Origin of the sequence: Ruminococcus sp. OM04-4AA (genome assembly GCF_003462585.1) — a bacterium.
GTDB classification, from domain to species: Bacteria; Bacillota; Clostridia; order Lachnospirales; family Lachnospiraceae; genus Mediterraneibacter; species Mediterraneibacter faecis.
This window is the reverse complement of the sequence record NZ_QTZH01000008.1, coordinates 50,716-74,119: the sequence shown is the minus strand read 5'-3', so window position 1 is coordinate 74,119 and position 23,404 is coordinate 50,716. Positions and strand designations below refer to the sequence as shown.

General features: G+C 39.3%; 21 protein-coding genes and 2 pseudogenes. 3 read left to right on the top strand and 20 right to left on the bottom strand.

Annotated elements, in window-relative coordinates; genetic code table 11:
* Nucleotides 1–11: 11 nt before the first annotated feature.
* The 8 genes from DXB52_RS04385 to DXB52_RS04345 form a co-directional block, all read right to left on the bottom strand.
* Nucleotides 12–968, bottom strand: a complete 957-nt coding sequence (locus DXB52_RS04385; protein WP_117542544.1) for an ABC transporter permease — start codon at nt 966–968, stop codon at nt 12–14.
* Between the two features lie 68 nt (nt 969–1,036).
* Nucleotides 1,037–2,698: an extracellular solute-binding protein gene (locus DXB52_RS04380; RefSeq protein WP_117542543.1), complete on the bottom strand. Its 1,662-nt coding sequence runs from the start codon at nt 2,696–2,698 to the stop codon at nt 1,037–1,039.
* Between the two features lie 97 nt (nt 2,699–2,795).
* Nucleotides 2,796–4,418, bottom strand: a complete 1,623-nt coding sequence (locus DXB52_RS04375; RefSeq protein WP_117542542.1) for a response regulator transcription factor — start codon at nt 4,416–4,418, stop codon at nt 2,796–2,798.
* Between the two features lie 4 nt (nt 4,419–4,422).
* The gene (locus tag DXB52_RS04370; protein ID WP_181986289.1) at nt 4,423–6,114 is read right to left on the bottom strand and encodes a sensor histidine kinase; all 1,692 of its coding nucleotides are present in this window, start codon (nt 6,112–6,114) and stop codon (nt 4,423–4,425) included.
* A gap of 43 nt (nt 6,115–6,157) precedes the next feature.
* The gene (locus tag DXB52_RS16040) at nt 6,158–8,041 is read right to left on the bottom strand and encodes a sialate O-acetylesterase (RefSeq protein WP_117861428.1); all 1,884 of its coding nucleotides are present in this window, start codon (nt 8,039–8,041) and stop codon (nt 6,158–6,160) included.
* 26 nt (nt 8,042–8,067) lie between these two features.
* Nucleotides 8,068–9,240 (bottom strand): endo-1,4-beta-xylanase, encoded by a 1,173-nt coding sequence (locus tag DXB52_RS04355; RefSeq protein WP_472519954.1) that lies wholly within the window; start codon nt 9,238–9,240, stop codon nt 8,068–8,070.
* Between the two features lie 276 nt (nt 9,241–9,516).
* A complete protein-coding gene (locus DXB52_RS04350) occupies nt 9,517–9,996 on the bottom strand; it encodes a GNAT family N-acetyltransferase (protein ID WP_117542538.1) in 480 nt (159 codons plus the stop codon).
* A 28-nt stretch (nt 9,997–10,024) separates the two neighbouring features.
* Nucleotides 10,025–10,921 carry an AraC family transcriptional regulator gene (locus DXB52_RS04345; RefSeq protein WP_117542537.1) on the bottom strand — a complete coding sequence of 299 codons (897 nt, stop codon included), beginning with the start codon at nt 10,919–10,921 and terminating at the stop codon, nt 10,025–10,027.
* Between the two features lie 128 nt (nt 10,922–11,049).
* On the opposite strand from DXB52_RS04345, the gene DXB52_RS04340 reads away from it, so the two are divergent.
* On the top strand, nt 11,050–12,246 hold the full coding sequence (locus DXB52_RS04340) for an MFS transporter (protein ID WP_118106615.1): 1,197 nt from the start codon (nt 11,050–11,052) through the stop codon (nt 12,244–12,246).
* A 265-nt stretch (nt 12,247–12,511) separates the two neighbouring features.
* Here the strand turns inward: DXB52_RS04340 and DXB52_RS04330 are convergent, their stop codons facing one another.
* From DXB52_RS04330 to DXB52_RS04320, 3 genes are read right to left on the bottom strand one after another with little or no spacing between them, the layout of a single operon-like run.
* Nucleotides 12,512–12,829, bottom strand: coding sequence for a hypothetical protein (locus tag DXB52_RS04330; protein ID WP_117570057.1), 318 nt, complete (start codon nt 12,827–12,829; stop codon nt 12,512–12,514).
* A 25-nt stretch (nt 12,830–12,854) separates the two neighbouring features.
* On the bottom strand, nt 12,855–13,433 hold the full coding sequence (gene rhuM, locus DXB52_RS16630; RefSeq protein WP_270370561.1) for a RhuM family protein: 579 nt from the start codon (nt 13,431–13,433) through the stop codon (nt 12,855–12,857).
* Nucleotides 13,434–13,467: 34 nt separating this feature from the next.
* A complete protein-coding gene (locus DXB52_RS04320; protein ID WP_147343349.1) occupies nt 13,468–13,722 on the bottom strand; it encodes a hypothetical protein in 255 nt (84 codons plus the stop codon).
* Nucleotides 13,723–14,076: 354 nt separating this feature from the next.
* On the opposite strand from DXB52_RS04320, the pseudogene DXB52_RS04315 reads away from it, so the two are divergent.
* Nucleotides 14,077–15,038: pseudogene (locus DXB52_RS04315) on the top strand (ATP-binding protein); the annotation flags it as partial.
* On the opposite strand, the gene DXB52_RS04310 reads toward DXB52_RS04315, so the two are convergent.
* The 8 genes and pseudogenes from DXB52_RS04310 to DXB52_RS04280 form a co-directional block, all read right to left on the bottom strand.
* On the bottom strand, nt 15,019–15,522 hold the full coding sequence (locus DXB52_RS04310) for a WYL domain-containing protein (RefSeq protein WP_472519950.1): 504 nt from the start codon (nt 15,520–15,522) through the stop codon (nt 15,019–15,021). The pseudogene DXB52_RS04315 and the gene DXB52_RS04310 overlap by 20 nt on opposite strands.
* A gap of 83 nt (nt 15,523–15,605) precedes the next feature.
* Nucleotides 15,606–16,244 carry a hypothetical protein gene (locus DXB52_RS04305; RefSeq protein WP_147343348.1) on the bottom strand — a complete coding sequence of 213 codons (639 nt, stop codon included), beginning with the start codon at nt 16,242–16,244 and terminating at the stop codon, nt 15,606–15,608.
* 29 nt (nt 16,245–16,273) lie between these two features.
* Nucleotides 16,274–16,444: a helix-turn-helix transcriptional regulator gene (locus DXB52_RS04300; protein ID WP_117977194.1), complete on the bottom strand. Its 171-nt coding sequence runs from the start codon at nt 16,442–16,444 to the stop codon at nt 16,274–16,276.
* A gap of 240 nt (nt 16,445–16,684) precedes the next feature.
* A complete protein-coding gene (locus DXB52_RS16115; protein WP_181967863.1) occupies nt 16,685–16,834 on the bottom strand; it encodes a hypothetical protein in 150 nt (49 codons plus the stop codon).
* Between the two features lie 192 nt (nt 16,835–17,026).
* On the bottom strand, nt 17,027–17,419 hold the full coding sequence (rpsI, locus tag DXB52_RS04295) for a 30S ribosomal protein S9 (protein ID WP_020437258.1): 393 nt from the start codon (nt 17,417–17,419) through the stop codon (nt 17,027–17,029).
* 19 nt (nt 17,420–17,438) lie between these two features.
* Nucleotides 17,439–17,866, bottom strand: a pseudogene (gene rplM, locus DXB52_RS04290) (50S ribosomal protein L13).
* 215 nt (nt 17,867–18,081) lie between these two features.
* On the bottom strand, nt 18,082–19,281 hold the full coding sequence (locus DXB52_RS04285) for a metallophosphoesterase (RefSeq protein WP_181989157.1): 1,200 nt from the start codon (nt 19,279–19,281) through the stop codon (nt 18,082–18,084).
* A gap of 56 nt (nt 19,282–19,337) precedes the next feature.
* A complete protein-coding gene (locus DXB52_RS04280; RefSeq protein WP_181989156.1) occupies nt 19,338–19,865 on the bottom strand; it encodes an HD domain-containing protein in 528 nt (175 codons plus the stop codon).
* Between the two features lie 247 nt (nt 19,866–20,112).
* On the opposite strand from DXB52_RS04280, the gene DXB52_RS04275 reads away from it, so the two are divergent.
* On the top strand, nt 20,113–21,435 hold the full coding sequence (locus DXB52_RS04275; RefSeq protein WP_118106610.1) for an alpha-amylase family glycosyl hydrolase: 1,323 nt from the start codon (nt 20,113–20,115) through the stop codon (nt 21,433–21,435).
* A gap of 74 nt (nt 21,436–21,509) precedes the next feature.
* On the opposite strand, the gene DXB52_RS04270 is transcribed toward DXB52_RS04275, so the two are convergent.
* Nucleotides 21,510–23,396, bottom strand: coding sequence for a heavy metal translocating P-type ATPase (locus DXB52_RS04270; RefSeq protein ID WP_118106609.1), 1,887 nt, complete (start codon nt 23,394–23,396; stop codon nt 21,510–21,512).
* Nucleotides 23,397–23,404 lie beyond the last annotated feature (8 nt).

Sequence of the window (23,404 nt, the reverse complement as noted above, 5' to 3'; positions counted from 1 at the left end):
TTGAGCCCTCCTTAGAATAATCTTTCGTCTCCATTGCGTTTTGCAAGCTGATTTGCAATAACAATTAGAATAATACTTACCACACTCTTAAATATACCTGCTGCTGTACCAATGGAAAAATCTCCCTGACTGATACCCCAATTCAGCACGTAAATGTCAATTGTCTGGGATACACTCTGAACAAGCCCGTTTCCTAACAGATACTGAATTTCGAACCCTGCATTCAACACATTTCCAACATTCATAAGAAGCAGAATCATAATAGTAGGTCTTATTCCCGGAAGTGTTACATGTTTAATCTTCGCCCACCTTCCTGCTCCGTCAATTGATGCCGCTTCGTAAAGTGACGGATCAATAGATGTTATTGCCGCCAGATATATAATTGCATTCCATCCGGTTTCTTTCCATACGTTGGCAAAAGCGACAATAGGCCAGAAATACTCTTTATGAGCAAAAAAATTAATCGGCTGATTAATAACATTCAAATTAACAAGCAATTCATTAATAATGCCAGTTCCTGACAAAGCATCATGAATGATGCCGGTTACAATAATCCATGACAGGAAATGCGGCAGGTACGATATTGTCTGTACTGTTTTTTTCCCAATTGTATTTCGTACCTCATTGAGAAGGATTGCAAATGCAATTGCAGCAACGAAAGTAACCACCAAATTGATCACACCCATTGCAAGTGTATTTCGTATTACCCGTAAAAAAGTTGCATCTGAAAACAACTGCTGAAACTTTTGCAATCCGACAAACTCAGAGTGCAAAAGTCCGTCAATCGGTCTGTAGTTCTGAAAAGCCATCACCCAGCCGCCCAATGGGAGATAGTAGAAAATGATACCATAAATTACAATAATTCCAGACCAGATTAGAAGGGATTTCTGTCGTTTTGCCTCCTTCCAACTAAAATGAATTTTGGGTTCATCCACTACTGTTTTTTTTCTCTTTATTCCTAAAGACATAAATTCACCTCATTTTTCAAACAGGCAGATAAGCATGACACATATCTGCCCGTTTTGTATGTTATATCCTATTCGAATTTAGCTGCTTCTTTCATTCTACGATCCAATTCCGCCTGCATCTCATCAAGGAAATCCTGTGGATTGCATCCCTCATAGGCTTTCATATATGTATTCCATTCACTCTCAAAATCATTTGCCATGACAGTTCTCGGAAGATATTCATGTTTTATCTCTCCCATTTTTGTCCATGCCACACCACCCGGTGTACTTGTAGTCATCGTACCGGAAAATGAATACATCGGATACCATGGACCAGGAGTCTCATTCGTTCCCAGCATATCCACATATGTCTCAGCGCCATATGCCTTAAAACATCTCTGTACGGCCGAGTTCAGACTGTCAAAAAATTCATCCGGTTGATCATCAGGCCAATTTGCATTGATACCATCATCACTCGTTCCTTTATAGTTTGGGAAATAAGAATATGAACAAAGGTGTGATGCTTTGTATGCCGTATCTGCTGCCTGCTTTCTCTGTTCTTCTGTCCGATAAAACAATCCATCATCATTAACTTCATAATCGACACCCTCTACTCCCCAGAATCTCAGATTATGAATATCCTGACTAAGCAAATCGTCTATAAACTGCAGTGCTCCTTCCACATCTTTGCAGCTTGTTGTAATTGCAAGTCCTGATCCTGAATTCATAACTCCTCCTGAACAGTGCCACTGATTTTTAATTCCTTCATCGATAGTGATCGGAAGCGGCACATAACTGCATCCTTTCTCATCAAGTCCCTGTTGTTTCAAGGAATCATTTACATTATATGCAAAGTCCCACCACTGATCGACCATTCCCAGCACACGTCCTGTAGAAAGTTTAGCAATATATTCATCATAAGTCTGTGTAAATGATTCAGGATCCACATAACCTTTCTTGTATTCTTCATTCAATTTCTGAAAGTACCGTTTTGCAGTATCTGTAGTATTATAATCAATAACCTTCAGTTCATCTGGATCAACAATCACAGATCCGTCATTTGGATAACCATCCAGAAACTGCGGTGCATTTTCCAGGCAATAATATCTCCAGTCTTCACATAGAATTGTGTAAGCAATATTCTCTGTTCCGTCTTCCATTGTAGGATTGGCTTCCATATAGCTTTCCAAAAGATCAAAATATTCATCCAAAGTATTTACTTCAGGATATCCTGCCCACTCCAGTACTCTTGTCTGAATCCAAAAGGCTTCATCATTATGCGTCGTAGCCTTCTCTTCTCCCTTAACATTCTGAAACTGCTGAATCCAGTAAATATGACCATCATCCCGTCTCAGCTTATTCCACTCTTCATCCGTATAATACGCCTTGATATTCGGATAATCATCCAGATAATCATCCAAAGGAACAAGTGCTCCTGCCTCATAGAGCTGTCCCATTGCATCTCCGCCATCAATAAAATCTGGATAATCACCTCCGGCAATCAGCGTTCCTACTGCCTCAGAAGCTGTCTGACCGGTAAGCCATGTCTCGTCCACCTTTACACCAGTTTTTTCTGCGATAATCTGCTGAATCTCATTGTCGTCATTGATTTCAGCTCCTGGAACCGCATAGAAAGCTGTAAATTCTTTTGTTCCTCCCTCATTCTCGCTGCTTCCGCTACCACATCCGGTAAACAATGATACCGCAAGTGCAGATGCCAGCAGCATTCCCGTCACTCTTTTTGCTTTCATAATTGTCCTCCTTAAATTTGATAACTTTATTTTAACGGATCAGTACCTGAAAAAAATCAGATAAAGTATATCAAAAAGCAGGATAAACTATAGAACTTCACTCTGATAAATCTTCTGCCCCTTTCTTTTCATCCTTTGTCTTCGCCTGTTTTCGGAATTTTGCCGGTGTACAACCTTTCACTGAGATAAATCGATTCACAAAATAGTCCAAATCCCGGTATCCCACCGTCTCCGCTATCTGGTATATTTTCTTATCTGTCCTCAGCAACAGATGGCAAGCCTGTTCTATCCGGCAATTATTTAGATAGTCTTTAAACGACTGTCCGAATTTTTTCCTAAATAGCTGTCCCAAATACGCTCCATTCAGGTAATATTTCTCACCGAATTCTTTAAGTGTCAGATTCTCCGCATATCTCTCCCGAATCTCTTTTTCTACTTTCCCCAATATACCTCGTGAGGAATCCTTACGCATTTGAGCCAAATAATCCCCGTATTCACATGCGACCCTACACAGATGAGCTTTACTTCCCCGCAGAATCCCAGCCTCAAAAGTCCCTTCACTGATCATCCTCAATATCTCTTCCTGATTTACACTGTCATCCAGCTCCGATGCAAGATGCAGCAGCTGAAAAAGAAGATAATTAATATTAAGACGCATTACCTCGCCGGCTATCCCTCGCTCTCTCATTTCCTCATAAAATCCGTCAACTGCTTTCATAATTTCTGCATGATTGTTCTGTTCAATGGCATTCAGGAGAATATCAAGATTTTTCTTACAAAGCATGATCCCGTTTGTATGAATTTGCATTTCCTCCTCATAATAATAAATTTCCTTTTTTTCCCTGAATCCCTGAAAGGATCTTACCCTCCTCGCTGTACTGTATGATTTTGCAATTTTTTCCAGATTTTTTTCCTCTTTTCCCACAATCATAATCACTGGCAGTCCGAGTATTTCTCTCAGATACTTTATAAAATCTCCCAAATATTCTTTAATATCTGAAGATTCATACATATATCTGCATAAAATGAAACCAACATCATAGACCTTTTCCTGTATGGAGACATCCATCACACAATGCTGACTGTCATCCTGAAGATAATCCTTACAGATATTATACAGCTGTTTTTGATTTGCTAACTTTACGGAATCCTCATAGTCGTCCTCGTAATTTTTTTCATCGATCAGGATTTCAACATACCTCACCTGTTCTGATAAACGAATATGCTGTTGAACATACTCAATCGTCAGAGGATCCGATCTTCCCTGAATAATAGAGATAAGTTTCCCGGAAAGATACGCATTTTCCAGTTTTTTTGTTTCTCTTTCTTTCTCCAATTCTATATTTTTTAATCCTCTGACTTTGCGAAGTGCCTGTACAAGTTTTTCTTCCTCCACGGGTTTCAATATATAGTCATTGCATGCATATTTGATTGCCTCCTGAGCATACTGAAAATCAGCATATCCGCTCAGAATAATAAAATAAATATCTCTATATTTTTCAGAGATTCGCAGCTTACGAAGCAACTCAAGACCATCCATAATTGGCATTTTAATATCAGAAAGAATAAGATCTGCATCGTGATTCTGCAGAAAAAGAAGTGCCTCTTCTCCGTCAGCTGCTGAGCCTACAATCTCAAATCCTTCATCTTCCCAATCTATAAGCTCTTTCATTCCCCGAAGTATAAATGGTTCATCATCTACTAATAGTACTCTCAGCATCTTATCACCCTTTTTCACTTTCTATAAATGGCAGGCGTATCAGAACCGACACCCCCGTTCCCTCTTCCCCGTTTAATTCAAATTGCACTTTATCATGTGACATCATTTTCAGTCTCAGGCAGGCATTAATAATACCTACGCCTTTTTCATTTTCCAGTAGTTCTATGCTCGCATTTTTCATCTTTCGCCGCATACTGTCAAACTCTTTTTCCGTCATTCCTTCCCCGGTATCTTCTACTTCAATACACATTTCCTCATTTTCTCTGTACACAGTAATAAATATCCAGCCTGGTGCAGTCTTTTTCTCTATTCCATGCACACATGCATTTTCAGCAAATGTAACAATTGTCAGTTTCGGTATCTTCTGATGCTGGCATTCTGTTTCCACATCCAGCCTATATGACAGTCTTTTACCAAATCGGTACTGCTGAAGATCCATGTAATTCTTGACAATCTCCATCTCCTTACCTACCTCAATAAGATCCTCTCCCCAATCCACATACTGTCTCTGCATAACAGCAAGTTTTTCAACCATTTCCGCCGTGATTTTTTCTTTTCTTATTACACTGTGCATCCGTATACTTTCAAGTGCATTAAAAAGGAAATGAGGATTGATCTGACTTCTCAGTGCAAGAAGCTCAGCCTTTTGTCTTGCCACTGTCATTTCCTGTTCCAGTATCCGATTTTTATAAACAATATTTACTAACGTTGTTATACGTGATGCCATCCGATTGTAATTCCTCATCAGATCACCTATTTCATCTTTTGCACTCACATTTTCAATCTCAACCAGATTTTCATCTTCTGTGTTTCTGAAAATACTGCTCAATCTGCTGATTCTGGCAGTTAATGAATGGTTTAAAAGCAGTACCATAATCAGCGGGAAAAAGATGTTGATTAAAAAAAGGAGCACCAGCATATGCAGCCTTTCCACCAGCTTTCCTATAAGATCTGTCTCTGGACGTAGCACGTATATTTCCAGTTGAGCACCGTAAATATTACTTGTTTTCTTATATTCAACTTCTTTGTAATCTGAAAATTTTTCATACTCATCTCCGATATTTTCGCCATCACGATTTGAAAATATAATTTTTCCCTCATGGCATATATATACGGGCGTATCATAATTCAGATTTTGCAGATTTTTATTTATCGTACTGTAATCCATTTCAATTTTAAGCAACTTTTCCGACTGTCCGCCTCCATAGTAGTTCATCTTACGAACAAAGTAGACATGCCTTTCCGGATGCATTACTGCTCCTGGTACCTTTGGTTCATATGCAAAATAAAGCATCTGTTCTGTTCCTTTTTCATTCAGATCCCGATACCAACCGCTTTCTTTGATCAGATCCAGATTTCTGACCGTACCTCCGCTTACAATTGTACTGTTATCTGTATACAAGGTTGTCAGTGAACTTCCTGTCATATCTGAACTCTGGAAAAGTGTATCTTTAAAAAATTCCTGATAACTTACTACATAATCAAAAGGATCTCTATATTCCATTTCTAGGAAATCATTGATATACTTATTCGCATATATACTTTTTGCTACTTTTGAAACAGTGTCCACATCATAAAAAATCTGATAGTTAACAGCATCTGCAATATCTTCCATTTCAGATCTGCGCAGCTGTGCTTCTGTATGCAGAACCGTATATATGATCACCCCGTCTGTCAGCGTGATTGGTAAAAGCATACAGAATATGTAGATAAAAATCATTTTTTTGCGGATTGAAAAATTATCTATCTGTCTCACAAATTTTTCCAGTATAAATTGCATCCCTGCCCCACTCCTTTATAAATGGTATGACCGGAAGTCCCCTTTTTCCATACAGACATATATTCATAGGACAATCCTTCCATGCATAACGAATTCCCGTTGGTTCCTCGCCATCAGACAACCATGCACAAATTTCATTTCCATCAACTGTGACATATGCTCTTTTATAATCTCCGTTCGCTTTTCTGAGTTCAACTTCACTTACTAATTCACATCCGTCTTTTTTACTTCCAGTTTGCAACGGCTGATCAAAAACAGCATATACTCTTTTATCTCTGTCCAGTCTGATTTTCCTCACCTGCGGTCCTGTACATTCTTCCTTTTCTCCATAAACCAATTTATGTACAGCAAGCGCAGCTCGCATTCCCAAAGCCTTCTTATCCATGGGATGGAGATCATTATACTCGCCCGCATCATATGCCTGTACCATCGCCGTATTTTCAATCTCCATTGCCTGCCGCTGTACTTCCCTGAATTCCGCCCATTGCGTCCCCTGTTTCTTAATATTTCCATCGGAAAAACCAGCAAGCTGTACGTATATAATCGGCAATTGCTTTTCCTTCCAAGATTTTCTCCAGTCATTGACCAGCGCACGAAATTCTAACGCATATCTATTCGGATGTCCAACATCAGATTCTCCTTGATAATAAATAACAGCACATATCTTATAAGGACTTACCGGTGATATCATACCATTAAACATAGCTGATGCCATATAATTGAAAAATGTCTTTTCCGGCAAATATTCCATTTGTTTTCTAATCTGTGCATCCCATGTTCCAGACAAATCAAGCCATCTTTCTTTCCCCTTTTTGAATCGTATTCCATATTGTTTTCCTGGCATTGCTCCTCCTCTGCCACGGAATACATACAGATGTATGCAGACCACATTTTCTCCTGCCCTTAGAATTCCTGGGGCTACAGGATAAATCCTTGATGCATATCTGTCATAAGAACTACCGCAGCAGATTCCATTTATATATATTTTATCAGCGTCTGTAAACGCTCCCATAAGAATTTCTGCAGGCGTAACCACCTGTTCTTCTGTAATAAAGAACTTCTTTTCCAGTAAAACTGTTCCACAGAAATCTCTCATGTTTCCTTTCCATATACCTGGAATACTTATTTTATAAAAACTATCAGTCCTTTGATCAAAAGACTGATCCGCTTTTTTCATCCAGTATTTTTCTCTTTCAATTTCTATTTTCTGCGTACATAAAACATAGTCTTCATTTTTACATTTTTCCAACTCATCTGTATAAAAACCCATATGCCTTATTGTCTCTTCACTACACCATGCTTTCACCGGTGTTCCCTCCACAGCAGTCTGGATCAGCCCGACCGGGACATCATTTTTTTCTCGAAGAGACAATGCCATAAACAGTCCTAAAGCGCTGAATTCAAGGACCGATTCCCCCTGTGCGCTTTCCCAGCGTCCTTGTGAAAGCCATTGTCTTTTCTCTCCGAAATCATATTCTTTCGGAACATCAAACTTTCTGATAAACGAATCATTTATTTTCTCTATTTCATCTGCAAACCGCTCTGTTACAAATTTTATTCGCAATTCCATATTGGACTGACCGCCCAGAAGAAATACATCCCCACTCATAATGTTTCTAATTACACGCTTCTCGTCACCGTTTATTTCCATACAATACGGACCACCAACCGGAAGATCCGGAAGTTCTGCCACAAACATTCCATGTGTATCTGCCTTAGTATTAAACTTCTTGCCGTCGAGTATTCCCGCTACTATAATTTCAGGGCTTGTCTCTCCCCAAATATAATTCTTTTTTCCCCGTTGCAATACCATTCCATCACTGAACAAATATGATAACTTCAATCCTTTTCTCCTCTAGCGATATTTTATCATGCGTCTATAATTCCCCAAAAAGCTGGTTTTTCGTTACAGGCATCATCAAATGGCAACGGCATCTGAGGTCTGTTGCCATCAGATCCACCTCCTACCAAAGCAGCTACCTGTAGCCACGAAACTGCGTCATGGGTGCCCCAGAATGTAACACCTGTAATATTAATTTTATCTTCCTTATCAAGACTATAAATTGTTCGAAACAACTCTTTATACCTTGCTCCCTCTCTCTCTAACTCCAACTCGCGGTCTGATCCGTCATAACTTTTGCTTGACTGCATATCAAATTCCGTAAACTGAATTTCATTTACAATAGATGAATACATATACACAGCTTCTCTAATCTGTTCAATAGACGGAAACTCCATATGATAGTGTGCCTGCATTCCCATCCCATCAATACGTGCTCCCTTTGTATCCTTAATCTGCCTGAGCAAAACACAAATAGCATCCCGTTTCACCGGATCTGCATCATTGTAATCATTATAAAATAACTTGATATCATTAGGCGCATAGCGGTTTGCAAAAACAAATGACTGAGTAATGTAGCTAATATCCCCCTGAAAAATATTATACCAACCCGTATTCTTGTTATTACATGTATAGCGCACTGATCCTGGGTTTTTCTCTGGATGAAAATCGTCCGGCTCAATCTGTTCATTTACTACATCCCAGGCATATATAATACCACGATACGGGCTATTTACTCCGTCATAATGCTCTAGCACTTTCTGAATATAATTTTCAAGGCGCTTCAGCATCTTTTCTTTACCCACATATGCCCCCTGAGAGTCATATTTTTCACGAAAAAACCAATCCGGAGTCTGTGAATGCCATACGAGTACATGACCCCTTACCCGTATTGTATCATCTGGATTTTTCTCATTATGTTTTTTTATAAAATCCATAATTTTATCTGCCTTGCTGAAATCAAGTGTTAAAACCGGATCGCCATTTTCATCTAAACATATATTTCCTTCAGTATCAACACGGAATACAGGAACGTCTCCCAAAATTATTTCTGGTTTCATCTCGTTTTCACATGTAATACTATTATAGTGCTTTATTACAAGATTCCTAATCTTCTCCTCATTTAGCATGCCTGACATAATTGCAACGCCAGCCTTCCCATTAATTGCTGATTTCTGTTCCAGACGTTTTTTTATCGACATTATATCCTTCATATTATCCCTCCTGCTTTTTACATATAAGTCTAAATAATTTAAATTATATAATAAAAGTAAAAAAGTAAAATATGAATAATTGCAGAAAATCCCCCGGCAAATTAAATAACCTCGCAGTATTATTTCTCAAGCCTGCAAAATCTTAGGAGAAAAACAATGCTTAAATCAAAAAATACAACACCATACTTACTGTCGATAATTTTTTGTCTTTGTGTCTATTTAATTGTCAACTTATTTTTATTTTAAGTTAACATTTGTTTATTATTACACTTCCTTATAATACAAACAAATATTCTGATATGTCCCATCTTTCATACGAAATCCATTCGGTACAGTTCCAATCTGCACAAATCCTAATCTCTCGTACAAATGACGTGCGTGAACATTATTTTCTACCACTGCATTGAACTGTAAAACCTTAAAGTCATGCAGCTTTGCCTGTACAAGGCAGTCACTTACGAGTTTCTCACCGATATGCTTTCCACGGCAAGTTGAATCCACTGCATAACTTGCATTTGCAAGGTGGCCGCAGCGGCCGATATTATTGGGATGCAGGATGTAAAGCCCTACAATTTGCCCATCTTTATCTGCAACACCGCAATAGGTCTGTGATGCAAAGAATTCTGCCCCTGTCTTATCATCCAGGAACTCTTCCTGTGGAAATGCTTCACCATCTTCTACAACTTCATTCCAGATGTGAACCATCTCGGAAATATCTTTTTCTGTATATTTTCTAATTATCATAATGTCATTCTCCTCTTCTAGTCTAACTTTATTGTACTGTTGAATTTTTACTTTTCCGATATTCTGTTGGAGTCATTTTATAACTCTTTTTAAATGCTCTACAAAAATAATCTACATTATGAAACCCTGTTTCGTAAGAAATCGTATTGATTTTTTTCTCTGTATTTTTAATCAACAATGCTGCCTTCTTCAGCCGATAACCAATCAAATAATTAATCGGAGTGATATGTAAAAATCTATTAAAAAGATTCAACACCGTACTTTTACTAATATTAGCATAACAGGCAATTTCCTCCAAAGAAATATCTTCTGCATAATTCTGGTGCAAAAACTGCATCATAAGCTGCAAGCGTGCCTGAGCTGTTCCGGAATCGTCCGTTTGCTCTTCCATACATGTTTTGTCAATATTTTCATAAATAATCAGCCATAATTTCTGCATAAGAACTGATGTAAGCAACTCACCATCACCTTCTCTATCCTGTGCAGAAAATATTTGCTTCATAATTTCTAATGCCTCTCCTTGCCATAAATTCTCCCCGTTTAAGATCAAGTATGACAACGATGATGAAACAATCGGTTGAATATATTTTTGATAGATCAAACTATTTTCCGGCGCAAGAAAGGACGGCATACAAAGGAAATTGGGGATGACAGTTTCATCACTGGAATAAAATTTGTGCAAAATCTTTGAATTTATAAAAATACCATTCCCCTTTGATAGTGAAAACATCGATTCACCAACACATACCGTCATGTTTCCGGATTCAACATATACAAATTCCCATTCTGTATGCCAATGCCAGTCAATGCAATGAAAATCAAATTGTGATAACTTTTCAAAATAGCATTTAAACGGATAACCGTCCGTCCCATGTTTTGCTGATTCCATTAAATTCTCATCTGTTACAATTTTATTTTGTGCCATATCTTTCCTCACAACAACCTTTTTATTGGATTTACGATATAATACAATATTTATGCGATATAAGTCAATGTTTTTTCTTGTTATCTAATATATAATACGGTATAAAAAGAACAAAGGAGTTTTCTGTTATGCCAGATTATCAAAAAACAAAAGTGGCATGTTATCTGGGACTCGTCACTCAGGCGATATCCGCAAATTTCGCACCACTATTATTTTTAAAATTTCACAATGATTATGATATTTCATTGGGTAACATTGCTTTAATATCTACGTTCTTTTTCTTCACACAGCTTTTAGTCGACTTATTTTGTGCGAAGTTTGTAGATCGAATCGGTTATCGTGTATGTATCGTAACTTCTGAAATATGCGCTGCTGCCGGATTAGTTGGACTTGCATTTCTTCCTGATCTGTTACCGAATCCTTTTACCGGAATTATTATAAGTGTAATTATCTATGCTGTGGGGAGTGGATTGATCGAAGTTCTCTGCAGTCCTATCATCGAAGCATGCCCGTTTAAAAATAAAGAAGCAACTATGAGCCTGCTTCACTCCTTTTACTGTTGGGGTGCGGCAGCCACCATACTGATTTCGAGCTTATTTTTCTTCCTGTTCGGGATGAATAGTTGGAAATGGATGGCAGTCATGTGGGCACTTATTCCGGCGATTAATATATATAATTTCGCAACTTGTCCGATAGAACATTTAGTAAATGACAGAAATGGAATGGGCGTCAGACAGTTATTCCGAACTCCTGTTGTCTGGCTGGCAATCTGCCTGATGATTTGTTCAGGAGCATCTGAATTGGCTATGGCACAATGGGCATCAGCCTATGCCGAAGCTGCACTGGGACTTTCTAAAACTTTTGGGGATTTGATTGGGCCTTGCATGTTTGCAATTACAATGGGAATAAGTCGCTTGATTTTTGGAAAATATGGTGAAAAAATGGATTTGATGAAGTTTATGACAGGTTCCGGAATCCTCTGTGTGATCTGTTATCTTTTAACCACCTTATCATCAAATCCGGTAATCGGGTTAACCGGTTGTATTGTATGTGGTTTTTCGGTTGGAATCATGTGGCCTGGAACGATCAGTATTACATCTAAAAAAATGCCGGCCGGTGGAACCGCAATGTTTGCATTGCTCGCCATGGCCGGCGATTTGGGAGGCAGCATTGGACCTGGTATTGTAGGTTATGTTACCCAGAATTCTGATAATAATATCCGTGTTGGAATGGGAATTGGTCTTATCTTTCCACTTGTTCTCTTAGTCATGTTATTCATTCTTTGCAAGGGGAAGAAGACGCAGGAATCGCTTCATACAGTTTAATTTCAGTTGAAGTTGAATTTCTTATCCTAACCTCAATTGATTCTTTCTCTACATAATTTATACTCTCTAGATGGAACGCATCACCTTGCACTCGTATGGTCTCAACGTTCCATCTACTTTTCCATCAGAGTAAATGGTTCCATTTGCAATAACCGGCAGTTCTTTTCTTAACTGAATCAATTTTTTATAGAAATTCAGGATAGTATCTAGCCTCTTTCTGTATTTTCTTTCACGCTTCGCGCTCTTCATCAGACTTGAAGTTATCTTACTTTGCTTTGAACTCTATCCACTCATTATCTATAAGGACAACTACACTGTCATCCTCAATAACTGCATAAGGTGTTCCTAAATCTCTGTTGAAATTGGCTTCGCCATCTTTTTGAGGTATGCCGTTTTCTGCATAAGAAGTAGTATATTGAATAACACTCTCGTCCACTTCAACAGGAACAGCATGATCAGTGGAATAGTAGTTAGTACCATTTACCATTATAGTTGCAGGGTAGTCACCACTATCTGATTTTCCACACCTTGCCAAAGTAAGAATACAAACTAATGTCAAAACTGATGCAATTAACTTTTTCATCCAATCACCTCGCTATTCACTTTTACTATTTCCGTAATAATATTGCCAATAAAACAATTAGAACTAATATAATTATCAAAAAAATAAACCTTATTTGACCGTGAAATCCTAATCCGATCCACTGCAATACTATTATTAACGTAAAAACTAATAATGCCCAGTAATTTCTTTTCATGCAAATCCCTCCCTTAATGTCGTAACGTCTTGCCTTGGAAATCAAAAACGCATCTTTGGATCTCTTAATTCCTCGTCTGAGCACATCTTTCTCCTCTATATCAAGTGCATCTGCAAGCATCCTTGACTGAATATCAACTGTTTTCTTAAGCGCCTGAAGACGCTTTTCATTGATTGCATAGCCTTGCAAAATAAACTGTTTAAGGACATTATTTGCCCATTTTCTGAAAGCTATACCTCTTTTAGAATTAACTCGATATCCGACAGACAAAATCATATCCAAATTATAAATTTTGGGTTTTCGTCCCCCTGTACTTCTGTCGGAAAAACCGACAGAAGTCTCATCCAGTTCTCCTGAAGCAAGAATATTTGAAATATGTTCGCTTACTGTAGCGTGCTTAACATCAAACAACACTTCCAGTTTGCACATCCAATCATTTTCTTCATTCTATCACAGCATCTTATTATTCCGCCATCAATTTTTCAAACCAGGTACCCTTGACAATAATAAACTGGTCTGCGCCTTTCCATTCTTGCAGCATTTCATCCATCCCGAGCAAACTCGGACTTTGGCCCGTCACAATAAACAACCCAGCAGCAATAACTGTGGTATATTCTTCACTCTTAACTCCATGAAGAGTCGAGATTACCACAGCATTTTTATCTCCAAAGTACTTACTGATTGATTCAAAATCTGTGGCAAGCGAATATCTCTTCACTCTTGAGCAGATTTCATCAAAAAAGAAGCTTTTAACTCTGACAATGATGATTCTTTACTTACGCATATGTTTAATAACGCAAAAACTTTTTGTATTGCAACCCTTAAACAGATTATTCCATCCGCATCTATCTGACGACAACAATTAACCGCAGAAAGAACATCATAACTTTGAATATTATCTGACACCATAATTCTAAAATCATCTCTAATAATTAGATAAATTCAGTTGCAATTCGTTTTCTTAGTCTAACATTTTTTCCAGCAGGCATAAATAGCAACTTTGCTATCAGAAATAAAGGATTCATCGGATCATATTTTATCGGGGAAATATCTGGTGCGTCAAACGGAACATCAGGAAGCCAGCTTTACACTTCTGGAGGCAACCTATCTGGAACGAACCGGTCTCCGCTTTGAGCCATCCGATTATGTTTCCTTTGGTTTGGCTGACAAAAATGGATTCTTGACCAATGCCGGGAAGCTCATGACCGATCAGCACACGGTTTATAACTCCCGTATGTTTTGTACCAGGTGGAACGGCTTAGAAAAAGGTTCTATCTTTGATGATGCTCTGGATGATAAGGAATACGAGGGGAATCTGATTTATCTGCTGAAAAGCGGCAGTGAATTTATTCGCAATAATTCTAAAGTGCGATTTGTTAAAGAAGCTCAGTATCGGGTAGACAAACCGGATTATGCTGAACGAGCTGTGACAGAGGCTCTTGTCAATGCGCTCATCCATCGTGATTACATTGTGCTTGGCAGTGAAGTCCACATTGATATGTTTGATGATCGGGTGGAAATCACATCTCCGGGCGGTATGTTTGGCGGCGGCTCAATTCAGGAATACGATATTTACAGTATCCGTTCCATGCGACGAAACCCTGTGATGCTGACCTGTTCCACTGCATGAAGTACATGGAACGCCGTGGAAGTGGCCTACGCAAAATCGTCAGTGAAACCGAAAAGCTGCCTGGATACACAGAGGCATATAAGCCCGAATTTTCCTCAACAGCGACAGATTTCAGAGTTATTTTGAAAAATGTGAATTACAACTTAGAGGGTAACTCCCACCAAGTTACCCACCAAGTTACCCACCAAGTTAACAAACTAACAATGGTCTCTGAGCAGATTTTGGCTTTCTGTACAAAACCAAAATCAAAGAAAGAAGTTGCAGCATTTTGTGGTTTCAAAGATCTAAGAAATTTCACCTTGAAGTATATCGATCCGCTTTTAGAAGCAGGGAAATTAGAAATGACGATTCCCGATAAACCTAAAAGTCGTAATCAAAAATATATTACCGCTCATTTTGAATGAACAAAAAGCTGGAGCATGACCTAAACAAAGAAAAGGGGGTTGTTGTGAAAATGATTACTCTATTTTGCAACAGCCCCTTCATACCTACCACATCATTCATACAACAGTTGTCACAGAGCAAGGTCACGTCAACCGCTTCATCTGTAAAGAGCATACGGGAGACCTCTGCCGTATATTTAGATACGTTATATCCCTTCGGCTTCTTAACAGCCTTCTCAGTCAGCAGCTCCAGCTGTTTCTTGATTTGGTCTACTCTATATGTACGAACAAACTCTCTCTCATCACAGTAACCGGTCAGATAGTAATAGTCGCCATCCCAGATCAGATCAAATGGACTGACTGTATATAGTTTCACATCGTTCCTGAGCACTTCCTTCTTCTTACCATTAAGTTCAGAATAATAGAAGGAAATCTTCACGCCGACATTGATGGCCTCATTGATTGCATCCACGATGTAATAGCCCTTTTCATTCTCTGACTTCACACGGCTGATGATATGCACAGATCTCTTTAACTTATCTATAACCGATGTCAGAACTCTAAACTATCCGAACATATACTCTTCTATCAACTTATGTCTATTGCATTTTGGCGTTTAATCCATAATACATACGTTTGATATATTACTAGACAATGTATTGCTATCTCAAGTACAAGTCTAACCGTGCTATTCATAGACAGATACTGATTTGCATGAACTATAAGATTATAATTTGAATAAATGATGCGGAACATTCCCCAAATCGTAACCAAATAAATCATTATAGAATATTTCTTACTTTTCTTACCCGAAACAAAATAAGCGAATGTTGCTACAGCACCAACTATATTCGGGATAATTAAAACAATCCACCATAAAACAATCTGAACATTTGAATTAATTACCATATTTCCAGTTCCACTAATACAGGTCGCAGCAAAAAATGCAACAATTACGGCACCCATCCTTTTTGGTGATAGCATTCCTCGTATAGCATTAACAAAACCATACGCAAAGAAAAAAATCTGAATAAGCAATGCCAATACATTTATTACAATCGCTTGAATATCATTATAATCAATCATCTCTGATTGCAACGGGAATCTAATTATAATGTCCACAATAGTGATAAAAAATGAAATTACCACAAACGCATAAAGAGCTATCATTATGTTATTGACGCTTTTCTTTTCAATAACAGGGTTACGTTCTACTACTTTTTCCATTTCTTTTCCAGATAACAGGTCGTCAAGACTCACTTCCAGATCTGCGATATTTTTTTAGTAGTAAGTAAATCAGGGTAACGATCCCCACATTCCCACCTTGATACCGCCTGTCTAGTTACATATAATTGCTCGGCAAGAGACTGTTGGGTCATTCCCTTTTCTTCTCTCGCTCTTCTTAGTTGTTCGCCAAATTCGACCATATTAAATCTACTCCTTTCATAATCAGTTCATCTGCAGATGTAACCTTAGTATCACAAATTACTAGAACAACTTCAAGCAACATCTCAATAACGCATGTCACCATTATGGTGCGGCCGCTAAAATCAAGCATTTATCCCATTTACAAATCTATCGTTAAGTAAATCGGGAGTTGTCGGCTTCCCCAAAAGATTCTTTCTAGCATGCATCTTCTTTCGCCCTTGATAAGAACTATCTTAACTTCACAACATCCATCCAAGCAACATTCCCATTACCACTGTTCCTACCGAAATGATTTGCCAAAACTTCAGTTCCCTTTTCATACAGGCAACTTTGATATTCGTCTTTTTATTAATTCTGTTGATTTCTTCTCTACAATTTTGCTTTGCCATAAACGTCTTCTGTTGTCCTGATTGTGAATATCTTCTTCATACAGAAGATGGGAATAGATTTCTTTGTTGCAAACCGAATAAGTTTCACCACATTTCTAGACCTTTCATCAAGATTTAAGGGTAAAGAAAAACCCCAGAACCGAAGTTCTGAGGTTTGTAATCTCTTTGAATTGTAATTCTCTTGCGAGATAATTATCTCTTAGAGAACTGTGGTGCTCTACGAGCTGCTTTGAGACCTGGTTTCTTACGCTCTTTCATACGTGGGTCACGAGTCAGGTAACCTGCTGACTTGAGAACCGGTCTGTAATCTGCGTCTGCCTCAAGGAGTGCTCTAGCGATTCCGTGACGGATAGCTCCAGCCTGTCCTGTGTATCCACCACCACATACATTAACGATTACATCGAACTTGTCAGCTGTCTCTGTAGCCACGAGCGGCTGGCGAACAACAACTTTCAGAGTTTCAAGTCCAAGATACTCGTCGATATCTCTTTTATTGATTGTGATCTTTCCTGTTCCAGGTACAAGATATACTCTTGCGATAGATTTTTTTCTTCTTCCTGTTCCGTAATATTTTGCGTTAGCCACTGTTATTTCCTCCTTCTACCTAAAATGTAAGAACTTCCGGCTTCTGAGCCTGATTTGCATGCTCTGGTCCAGCGTATACATGAAGCTTCTTGATCATGTCTCTTCCCATAGGCCTTTCGGAAGCATTCCCTTAACAGCAAGCTCGATCACCTTCTCTGGCTTCTTAGCAAGAAGCTCAGCAAGTGTAGTCTCTCTCATTCCTCCAACATAGTCAGAGTGATTGTAGTAGATCTTCTGCTGTAATTTCTTTCCTGTTACTTTAACTTTCTCTGCATTAACAACGATTACATAATCTCCTGTATCGATGTGCGGTGTATATTCCGGTTTGTTCTTTCCTCTGAGTACCTTTGCGATCTCAGATGCAAGACGTCCAAGTGTAGCGCCTTCAGCGTCAACCACATACCATTTTCTTTCAATCTTATCAGGGTTTGCCATATAAGTTTTCATGGATGTTCCTCCTATAAATAATCATTAATTACTATTGCTTATTTATTTGAAATCAGCATACTCCGGGGCTTTGGTGCATACTGTTTCTCCTTATGTCATACCTTGCTATTATATGTTGATTTATCTTCTGTGTCAAGTGTTTTTTGACGAAATTACAATATTTTTTTACACAGAAATGGCTATCCCTGATCATCCCTGGAACAGCCACCACTCACCTATTCAAAATGTACCGTTACCACCATGATTTCGCTGTCCGTACCCACTCGGATATTCGGTCCATAAACACCTACTCCTGAAGTAACAATGCTGTACATATCACCGATCTGCCTAACTCCCCAGTAGTTTTTCCATGCAAAGGGCTGAACGATCGTCAGTGGAAAGAATTGTCCTGCATGTGTGTGCCCTGAGAATAAGACATCTACACCTGCTTTGTCATACTCTTTCAATTCATCCGGCTCGTGATTCATTACAAACAATGGCTTTGTCTGATCTAAGTCTGCTGTCAGTTCTTCGATGGACTTTCGTTTTGAAGTGCCTCGCCCATTCTTTTCTCCGTCCAACCTTCCAACAAGATAAAACTTCTGATCAATCAGTTCTGATTCATCCTCCAGCACTGTGATTCCGGCTTTTTCCATGAATTCATCCATTCTCGGATCGCGGAGTGCTTTCTTAGACGCACCGATTGAGAATCCCGCAACCAATGTCTCTTTCACATCATGATTCCCATACACTGCATATGTTCCGTACTTACTTTGAATCTGATGTAATGTCTCTGACAAGTGTTTTGGATCATCTAATGCCTCATATTCATTATCAAAAATGTCTCCAGCTAGGACAACCAGGTCCGGATCCTGCTTGTTGATCCTATCAACCATTTTCTGCATGTCTTTGCTGCCGACACTATATCCTAAATGAAGATCTGCAATCAGCACGACCTTCATTTCCTTCAAATCATCTGCCTGTTTACTGATCGAGATATCATGAAATGATGTCTTAATCTTCTTCGCATGCACTGCTCCGTATAGTGTAAACAGGAAACTTCCTCCAAGGACAAAAACTGCCAGTAGGATCACACCTGTTTTTGTTCGGATCAATGGTTCACCCATCCAGGACCATTTGAAAGCGAGAAGAGAACGTAACAGCCAAATTAAATCACAAACCAGGATAAAGGAAATAACATAAATCAGAAATCCAATCCAATAGTTTCCAAATTGAAGAATTTTAAGCTGTATTTCACTCTGTGGAAGAAATTTCCCCAGAAATATGGAAGAGGCAAGTAATAGAAGTAAGAATGCAATTCCTATACTTACTATTTTCCAATGCGGAATCTCCATCCACTTTCTCCAGCGAAACCATCCTGTGAAGACATAGGAACACAGTACAATATAAACAAATAACATAAACCATTTAAACATTCCGTTGCCTTGCGTCCTTCCGCTTATTTTCTTACTAAATCTACTTCTGCTTTCATTCATTTCTCTACAAAATGTTCTATTTCAGCACGGAATTTCTCTTTCTCCTCATCGTCGCTCAGGCTTTCAATCAGTTCTGCTACAACTTCCGGGATCTCCGGTCTGAATTTCATATACCAGTCAAGCGTCTCGCGGATGTATTTCTTGCGAAACTTCTCATTTGCACAGAATGCGCTCTGCAGATTATGAAGACGATCTGCCCCTTTCACTGCATATGCCATAGAATTTTTCTTAATCCCTGCAATATAGGTCTCCATACAATATTCTTTTTCCTTCGTCACCAGCTTCACTGCTTTTAAGACATCTTCTCCCCCGATTTCTACAATCTCCTGTTCTGAAGCATCTGTATCCTCTAAAAGATCATGAAATACTGCCGCAACCCGATATTCAACCTGCTTACCATCCTGTCGAAGAATCTCTGCAACTGCAATCGGATGTACAATAAAAGGAGCTCCACCTATCCGAAACTGTCCTTCATGCTTCTTCTTCGCATACTCCAGTGCTTTCTGGTATATCTCTTCTCCCATGATATCCTCCTTTGAATCTTCATTTGAATCTTCCATATTTCTGTATCATCCGTCCAGTATCTTCCTGTTATTTCGATAATTTTAGTATACGTTGTATTTCTCGTAAATGCAATTCTATCTCTTTAAACTTTTTCACCAAAACGCTCAACTTATGTTATAATTAGAAATAGGTTTTAAGAGATTTTTATATCTCTGACTCTTTATCGAAATCCGATAAAAATCCGAATCAAGAAAGTGGGTAACAACTATGTGGGCTTACAATGAAACTTTTTATCAAATCTACCCGATCGGATTCTGCGGTGCTCCGGTACATAATGACGGAGTAACAGAACACCGGATTCTTAAAATTGGTGAATGGGCAGAATATCTTGGTGATCTTGGAATCGGTTCAATCATCTTGAATCCGATTTTCGAATCAGACAACCATGGGTATGACACAAGAGATTTCCGCAAGATCGACTGTCGTCTTGGAACGAACGAAGACTTTAAAGAAGTCTGTGAAAAGCTGCATGATAACAATGTAAAGATCATGCTGGACGGAGTATTCAATCATGTTGGACGTGGCTTCTGGGCATTCAAGGATGTGCAGGAGAAGAAATGGGACTCTCCGTATAAAGACTGGTTCCATATCAGCTTCGACGGAAACAGTGCGTATAACGATGGTTTCTGGTATGAAGGATGGGAAGGTCATTTTGAACTTGTTAAATTAAATCTGCAGAATCCTGCAGTTGTCGACTATCTGCTTGACTGTGTCAAGATGTGGATTGAAGAGTTCGGCATAGACGGACTGCGTCTGGATGTAGCTTATTGCCTGGATCATAATTTCATGCGCCGTCTGCGCAGCTTCTGCGAGGAACTGAAACCGGGATTTGCACTGATCGGTGAAGTTCTCTTCGGTGACTACAATCTAATTGTAAACGACGAGATGCTTCACAGCTGTACAAACTATGAATGCTACAAAGGAATTTTTTCAAGCTTCAACTGCATGAATCTGTTTGAGATCGCACATTCTCTGAATCGCCAGTTCGGACCAGAGCAGTGGTGTATTTATCGTGGAAAGCATTTGATGACATTCGTAGATAATCATGATGTCACACGTATCGCAAGTATCCTGACGAACAAGAATCATCTTCCGCTTGCTTACGGTCTTCTCTTTGGTATGCCGGGTATTCCGTGTATCTATTATGGAAGTGAATGGGGCGAGGAAGGTGTGAAAGCACCGGATAATGACTATGCACTTCGTCCATGCTTCGAAGAGCCGAAGCCGAATGAACTGACTGATTTCATCAAAGAATTGATTGAAGTTCGCAGAAACAGTGATGCTCTTTGCAATGGTTCTTACCGAAATGTTGTCATTACAAATCATCAGCTGATCTTTGAACGCCGCACTGATAATGAACGTGTTCTCGTTGCGATCAACGCCGGTGATTCTGAATTTACTGCCGGAAATGGAGAACTGCAGGGTAATTTCACAGAACTGCTTGCAAATGCTGATGAAATAGAAAATGTAACTCTGAACGGACAGCTGACAATGCCGGCTTACAGTGTACAGTTCCTGAAAGCTGTATAAGATTTTACTGATTAAGTCATTAGAAAAAGGATGAGTGGTAATGTATCTCACATTTACCATTCATCCTTTTCTTTTTATAACTTCTTCACAAAAAGTGTACGCATCGCATTGAGTATTGCAAGTACCATAACTCCCACATCTGCAAAGATTGCAAGCCACATATTTGCAATTCCAAGTGCTCCGAGAATCAGGCACACGCCCTTTACTGCGAGAGCAAATACAATATTCTGATATACGATTCCGAGACATTTCTTAGAAATTCGGATTGCCTTAACAATCTTCAACGGATCATCATCCATCAGGACAACATCTGCTGCCTCAATTGCCGCATCGGATCCCATTGCCCCCATCGCAATACCGATATCCGCTCTTCCAAGAACAGGTGCATCGTTAATACCGTCTCCGACAAATGCCAGGTTTGCCTTCGCCGGCTTCTCAGCCAGAAGTCTTTCTACCTGCTCCACCTTATCTCCAGGAAGCAGTTCGCTGTGAACCTCATCAATACCAAGATCTGCTGCCACCTGGTCTGCCACCTGTTTCGCATCTCCCGTCAACATGATTGTCTTCTGAATTCCTGCCTGTTTCAGTTTCGCGATTGCTTCTTTAGAAGTCGGTTTCTCAACATCTGAAATCACAATGTGTCCTGCATATTCGCCATCAATTGCCATATGTATGATTGTTCCTACTTTATGACATGATTTATATGGAATACCAAGGCGATCCATCAGCTTAACATTTCCTGCTGCAACACTTCTACCATCTACCTTCGCTGTAATTCCATTTCCACTAATCTCTTCAATCTCGCTAACGCGCGAACGATCCAGTTCTTTTCCGTAAGCCCTCTGAATACTCTTGCTGATTGGATGGGACGAAGCACTCTCTGCAAGTGCCGCATACTCTAAGAGCTGCTTTTCTTCCATCTGATTATGATGTACTCCGACCACTTCAAAAATTCCCTGTGTCAAAGTTCCTGTCTTATCAAAAACAACATATTTTGTCTTGGACAGTGCCTCGAGATAATTGGATCCTTTCACCAGAATTCCTTCATGACTTGCCCCACCGATTCCTGCGAAAAAGCTAAGTGGGATGCTGATAACCAGCGCACACGGACAGCTGATTACAAGAAATGTCAGTGCTCTGTAGATCCAGTCATTCCACTGCGGTGCAGCTCCCATTGCAAACATTCTCACAAGTGGTGGAAGCACTGCAAGTGCAAGTGCGCCATAGCATACCGCCGGTGTATAATATTTTGCAAATTTAGAAATAAAGTTCTCTGATCTTGATTTTCTGGATGTAGATTCTTCTACCAGTTCCAGTACCTTGGATACCGTTGATTCTCCGAACTCTTTTGTTGTACGGATCTTCAACACCCCTGTCATATTGATACATCCGCTGATGATCTCATCACCTGTCTTTGCTTCTCTTGGAACGCTTTCACCGGTCAGCGCACTTGTATTCAGTGTAGATGTACCTTCTACAACTACACCATCGATCGGCACTTTTTCTCCCGGCTGAACAATGATCACTGTTCCGATCTCAACTTCATCCGGATCCACCTGTTCCAGCTTTCCATCCTGCTCTATGTTCGCATAATCCGGACGGATATCCATCAGTTCACTGATATTTCTGCGGCTCTTTCCAACTGCATAGCTCTGGAAAAGTTCACCGATCTGATAGAACAGCATAACAGCTACCACTTCATTAAAGTCTCCGGACTTCTCATAAAATGCAATCGCAATCGCACCGACCGTGGCGACTGCCATCAGGAAATTCTCATCAAATACCTGACGGTTTAAGATTCCCTTCCATGCTTTCTTCAAAATATCGTAACCAACAATCAGATATGGGATCAGAAACAATACAAATCTGATAATTCCTGTTACCGGAAGGAAATTCAATAGAATCAGGAGCACCGCCGCAGCGATGATCCTGGTCAGCATCTTTTTCTGCTTCTTCGTCATTCTCTTCA

Coding starts and splice junctions, on each gene's coding strand:
- DXB52_RS04385 (WP_117542544.1), bottom strand. CDS start 968: ATGTCTTTAGGAATAAAGAGAAAAAAAACAGTAGTGGATGAACCCAAA.
- DXB52_RS04380 (WP_117542543.1), bottom strand. CDS start 2,698: ATGAAAGCAAAAAGAGTGACGGGAATGCTGCTGGCATCTGCACTTGCG.
- DXB52_RS04375 (WP_117542542.1), bottom strand. CDS start 4,418: ATGCTGAGAGTACTATTAGTAGATGATGAACCATTTATACTTCGGGGA.
- DXB52_RS04370 (WP_181986289.1), bottom strand. CDS start 6,114: ATGCTTTTACCAATCACGCTGACAGACGGGGTGATCATATATACGGTT.
- DXB52_RS04355 (WP_472519954.1), bottom strand. CDS start 9,240: ATGTCGATAAAAAAACGTCTGGAACAGAAATCAGCAATTAATGGGAAG.
- DXB52_RS04350 (WP_117542538.1), bottom strand. CDS start 9,996: ATGATAATTAGAAAATATACAGAAAAAGATATTTCCGAGATGGTTCAC.
- DXB52_RS04345 (WP_117542537.1), bottom strand. CDS start 10,921: ATGGCACAAAATAAAATTGTAACAGATGAGAATTTAATGGAATCAGCA.
- DXB52_RS04340 (WP_118106615.1), top strand. CDS start 11,050: ATGCCAGATTATCAAAAAACAAAAGTGGCATGTTATCTGGGACTCGTC.
- DXB52_RS04330 (WP_117570057.1), bottom strand. CDS start 12,829: ATGAAAAAGTTAATTGCATCAGTTTTGACATTAGTTTGTATTCTTACT.
- rhuM (WP_270370561.1), bottom strand. CDS start 13,433: ATGTGCAAACTGGAAGTGTTGTTTGATGTTAAGCACGCTACAGTAAGC.
- DXB52_RS04305 (WP_147343348.1), bottom strand. CDS start 16,244: ATGGAAAAAGTAGTAGAACGTAACCCTGTTATTGAAAAGAAAAGCGTC.
- DXB52_RS04300 (WP_117977194.1), bottom strand. CDS start 16,444: ATGGTCGAATTTGGCGAACAACTAAGAAGAGCGAGAGAAGAAAAGGGA.
- DXB52_RS16115 (WP_181967863.1), bottom strand. CDS start 16,834: ATGGCAAAGCAAAATTGTAGAGAAGAAATCAACAGAATTAATAAAAAG.
- DXB52_RS04285 (WP_181989157.1), bottom strand. CDS start 19,281: ATGTTTAAATGGTTTATGTTATTTGTTTATATTGTACTGTGTTCCTAT.
- DXB52_RS04280 (WP_181989156.1), bottom strand. CDS start 19,865: ATGGGAGAAGAGATATACCAGAAAGCACTGGAGTATGCGAAGAAGAAG.
- DXB52_RS04275 (WP_118106610.1), top strand. CDS start 20,113: ATGTGGGCTTACAATGAAACTTTTTATCAAATCTACCCGATCGGATTC.
- DXB52_RS04270 (WP_118106609.1), bottom strand. CDS start 23,396: ATGACGAAGAAGCAGAAAAAGATGCTGACCAGGATCATCGCTGCGGCG.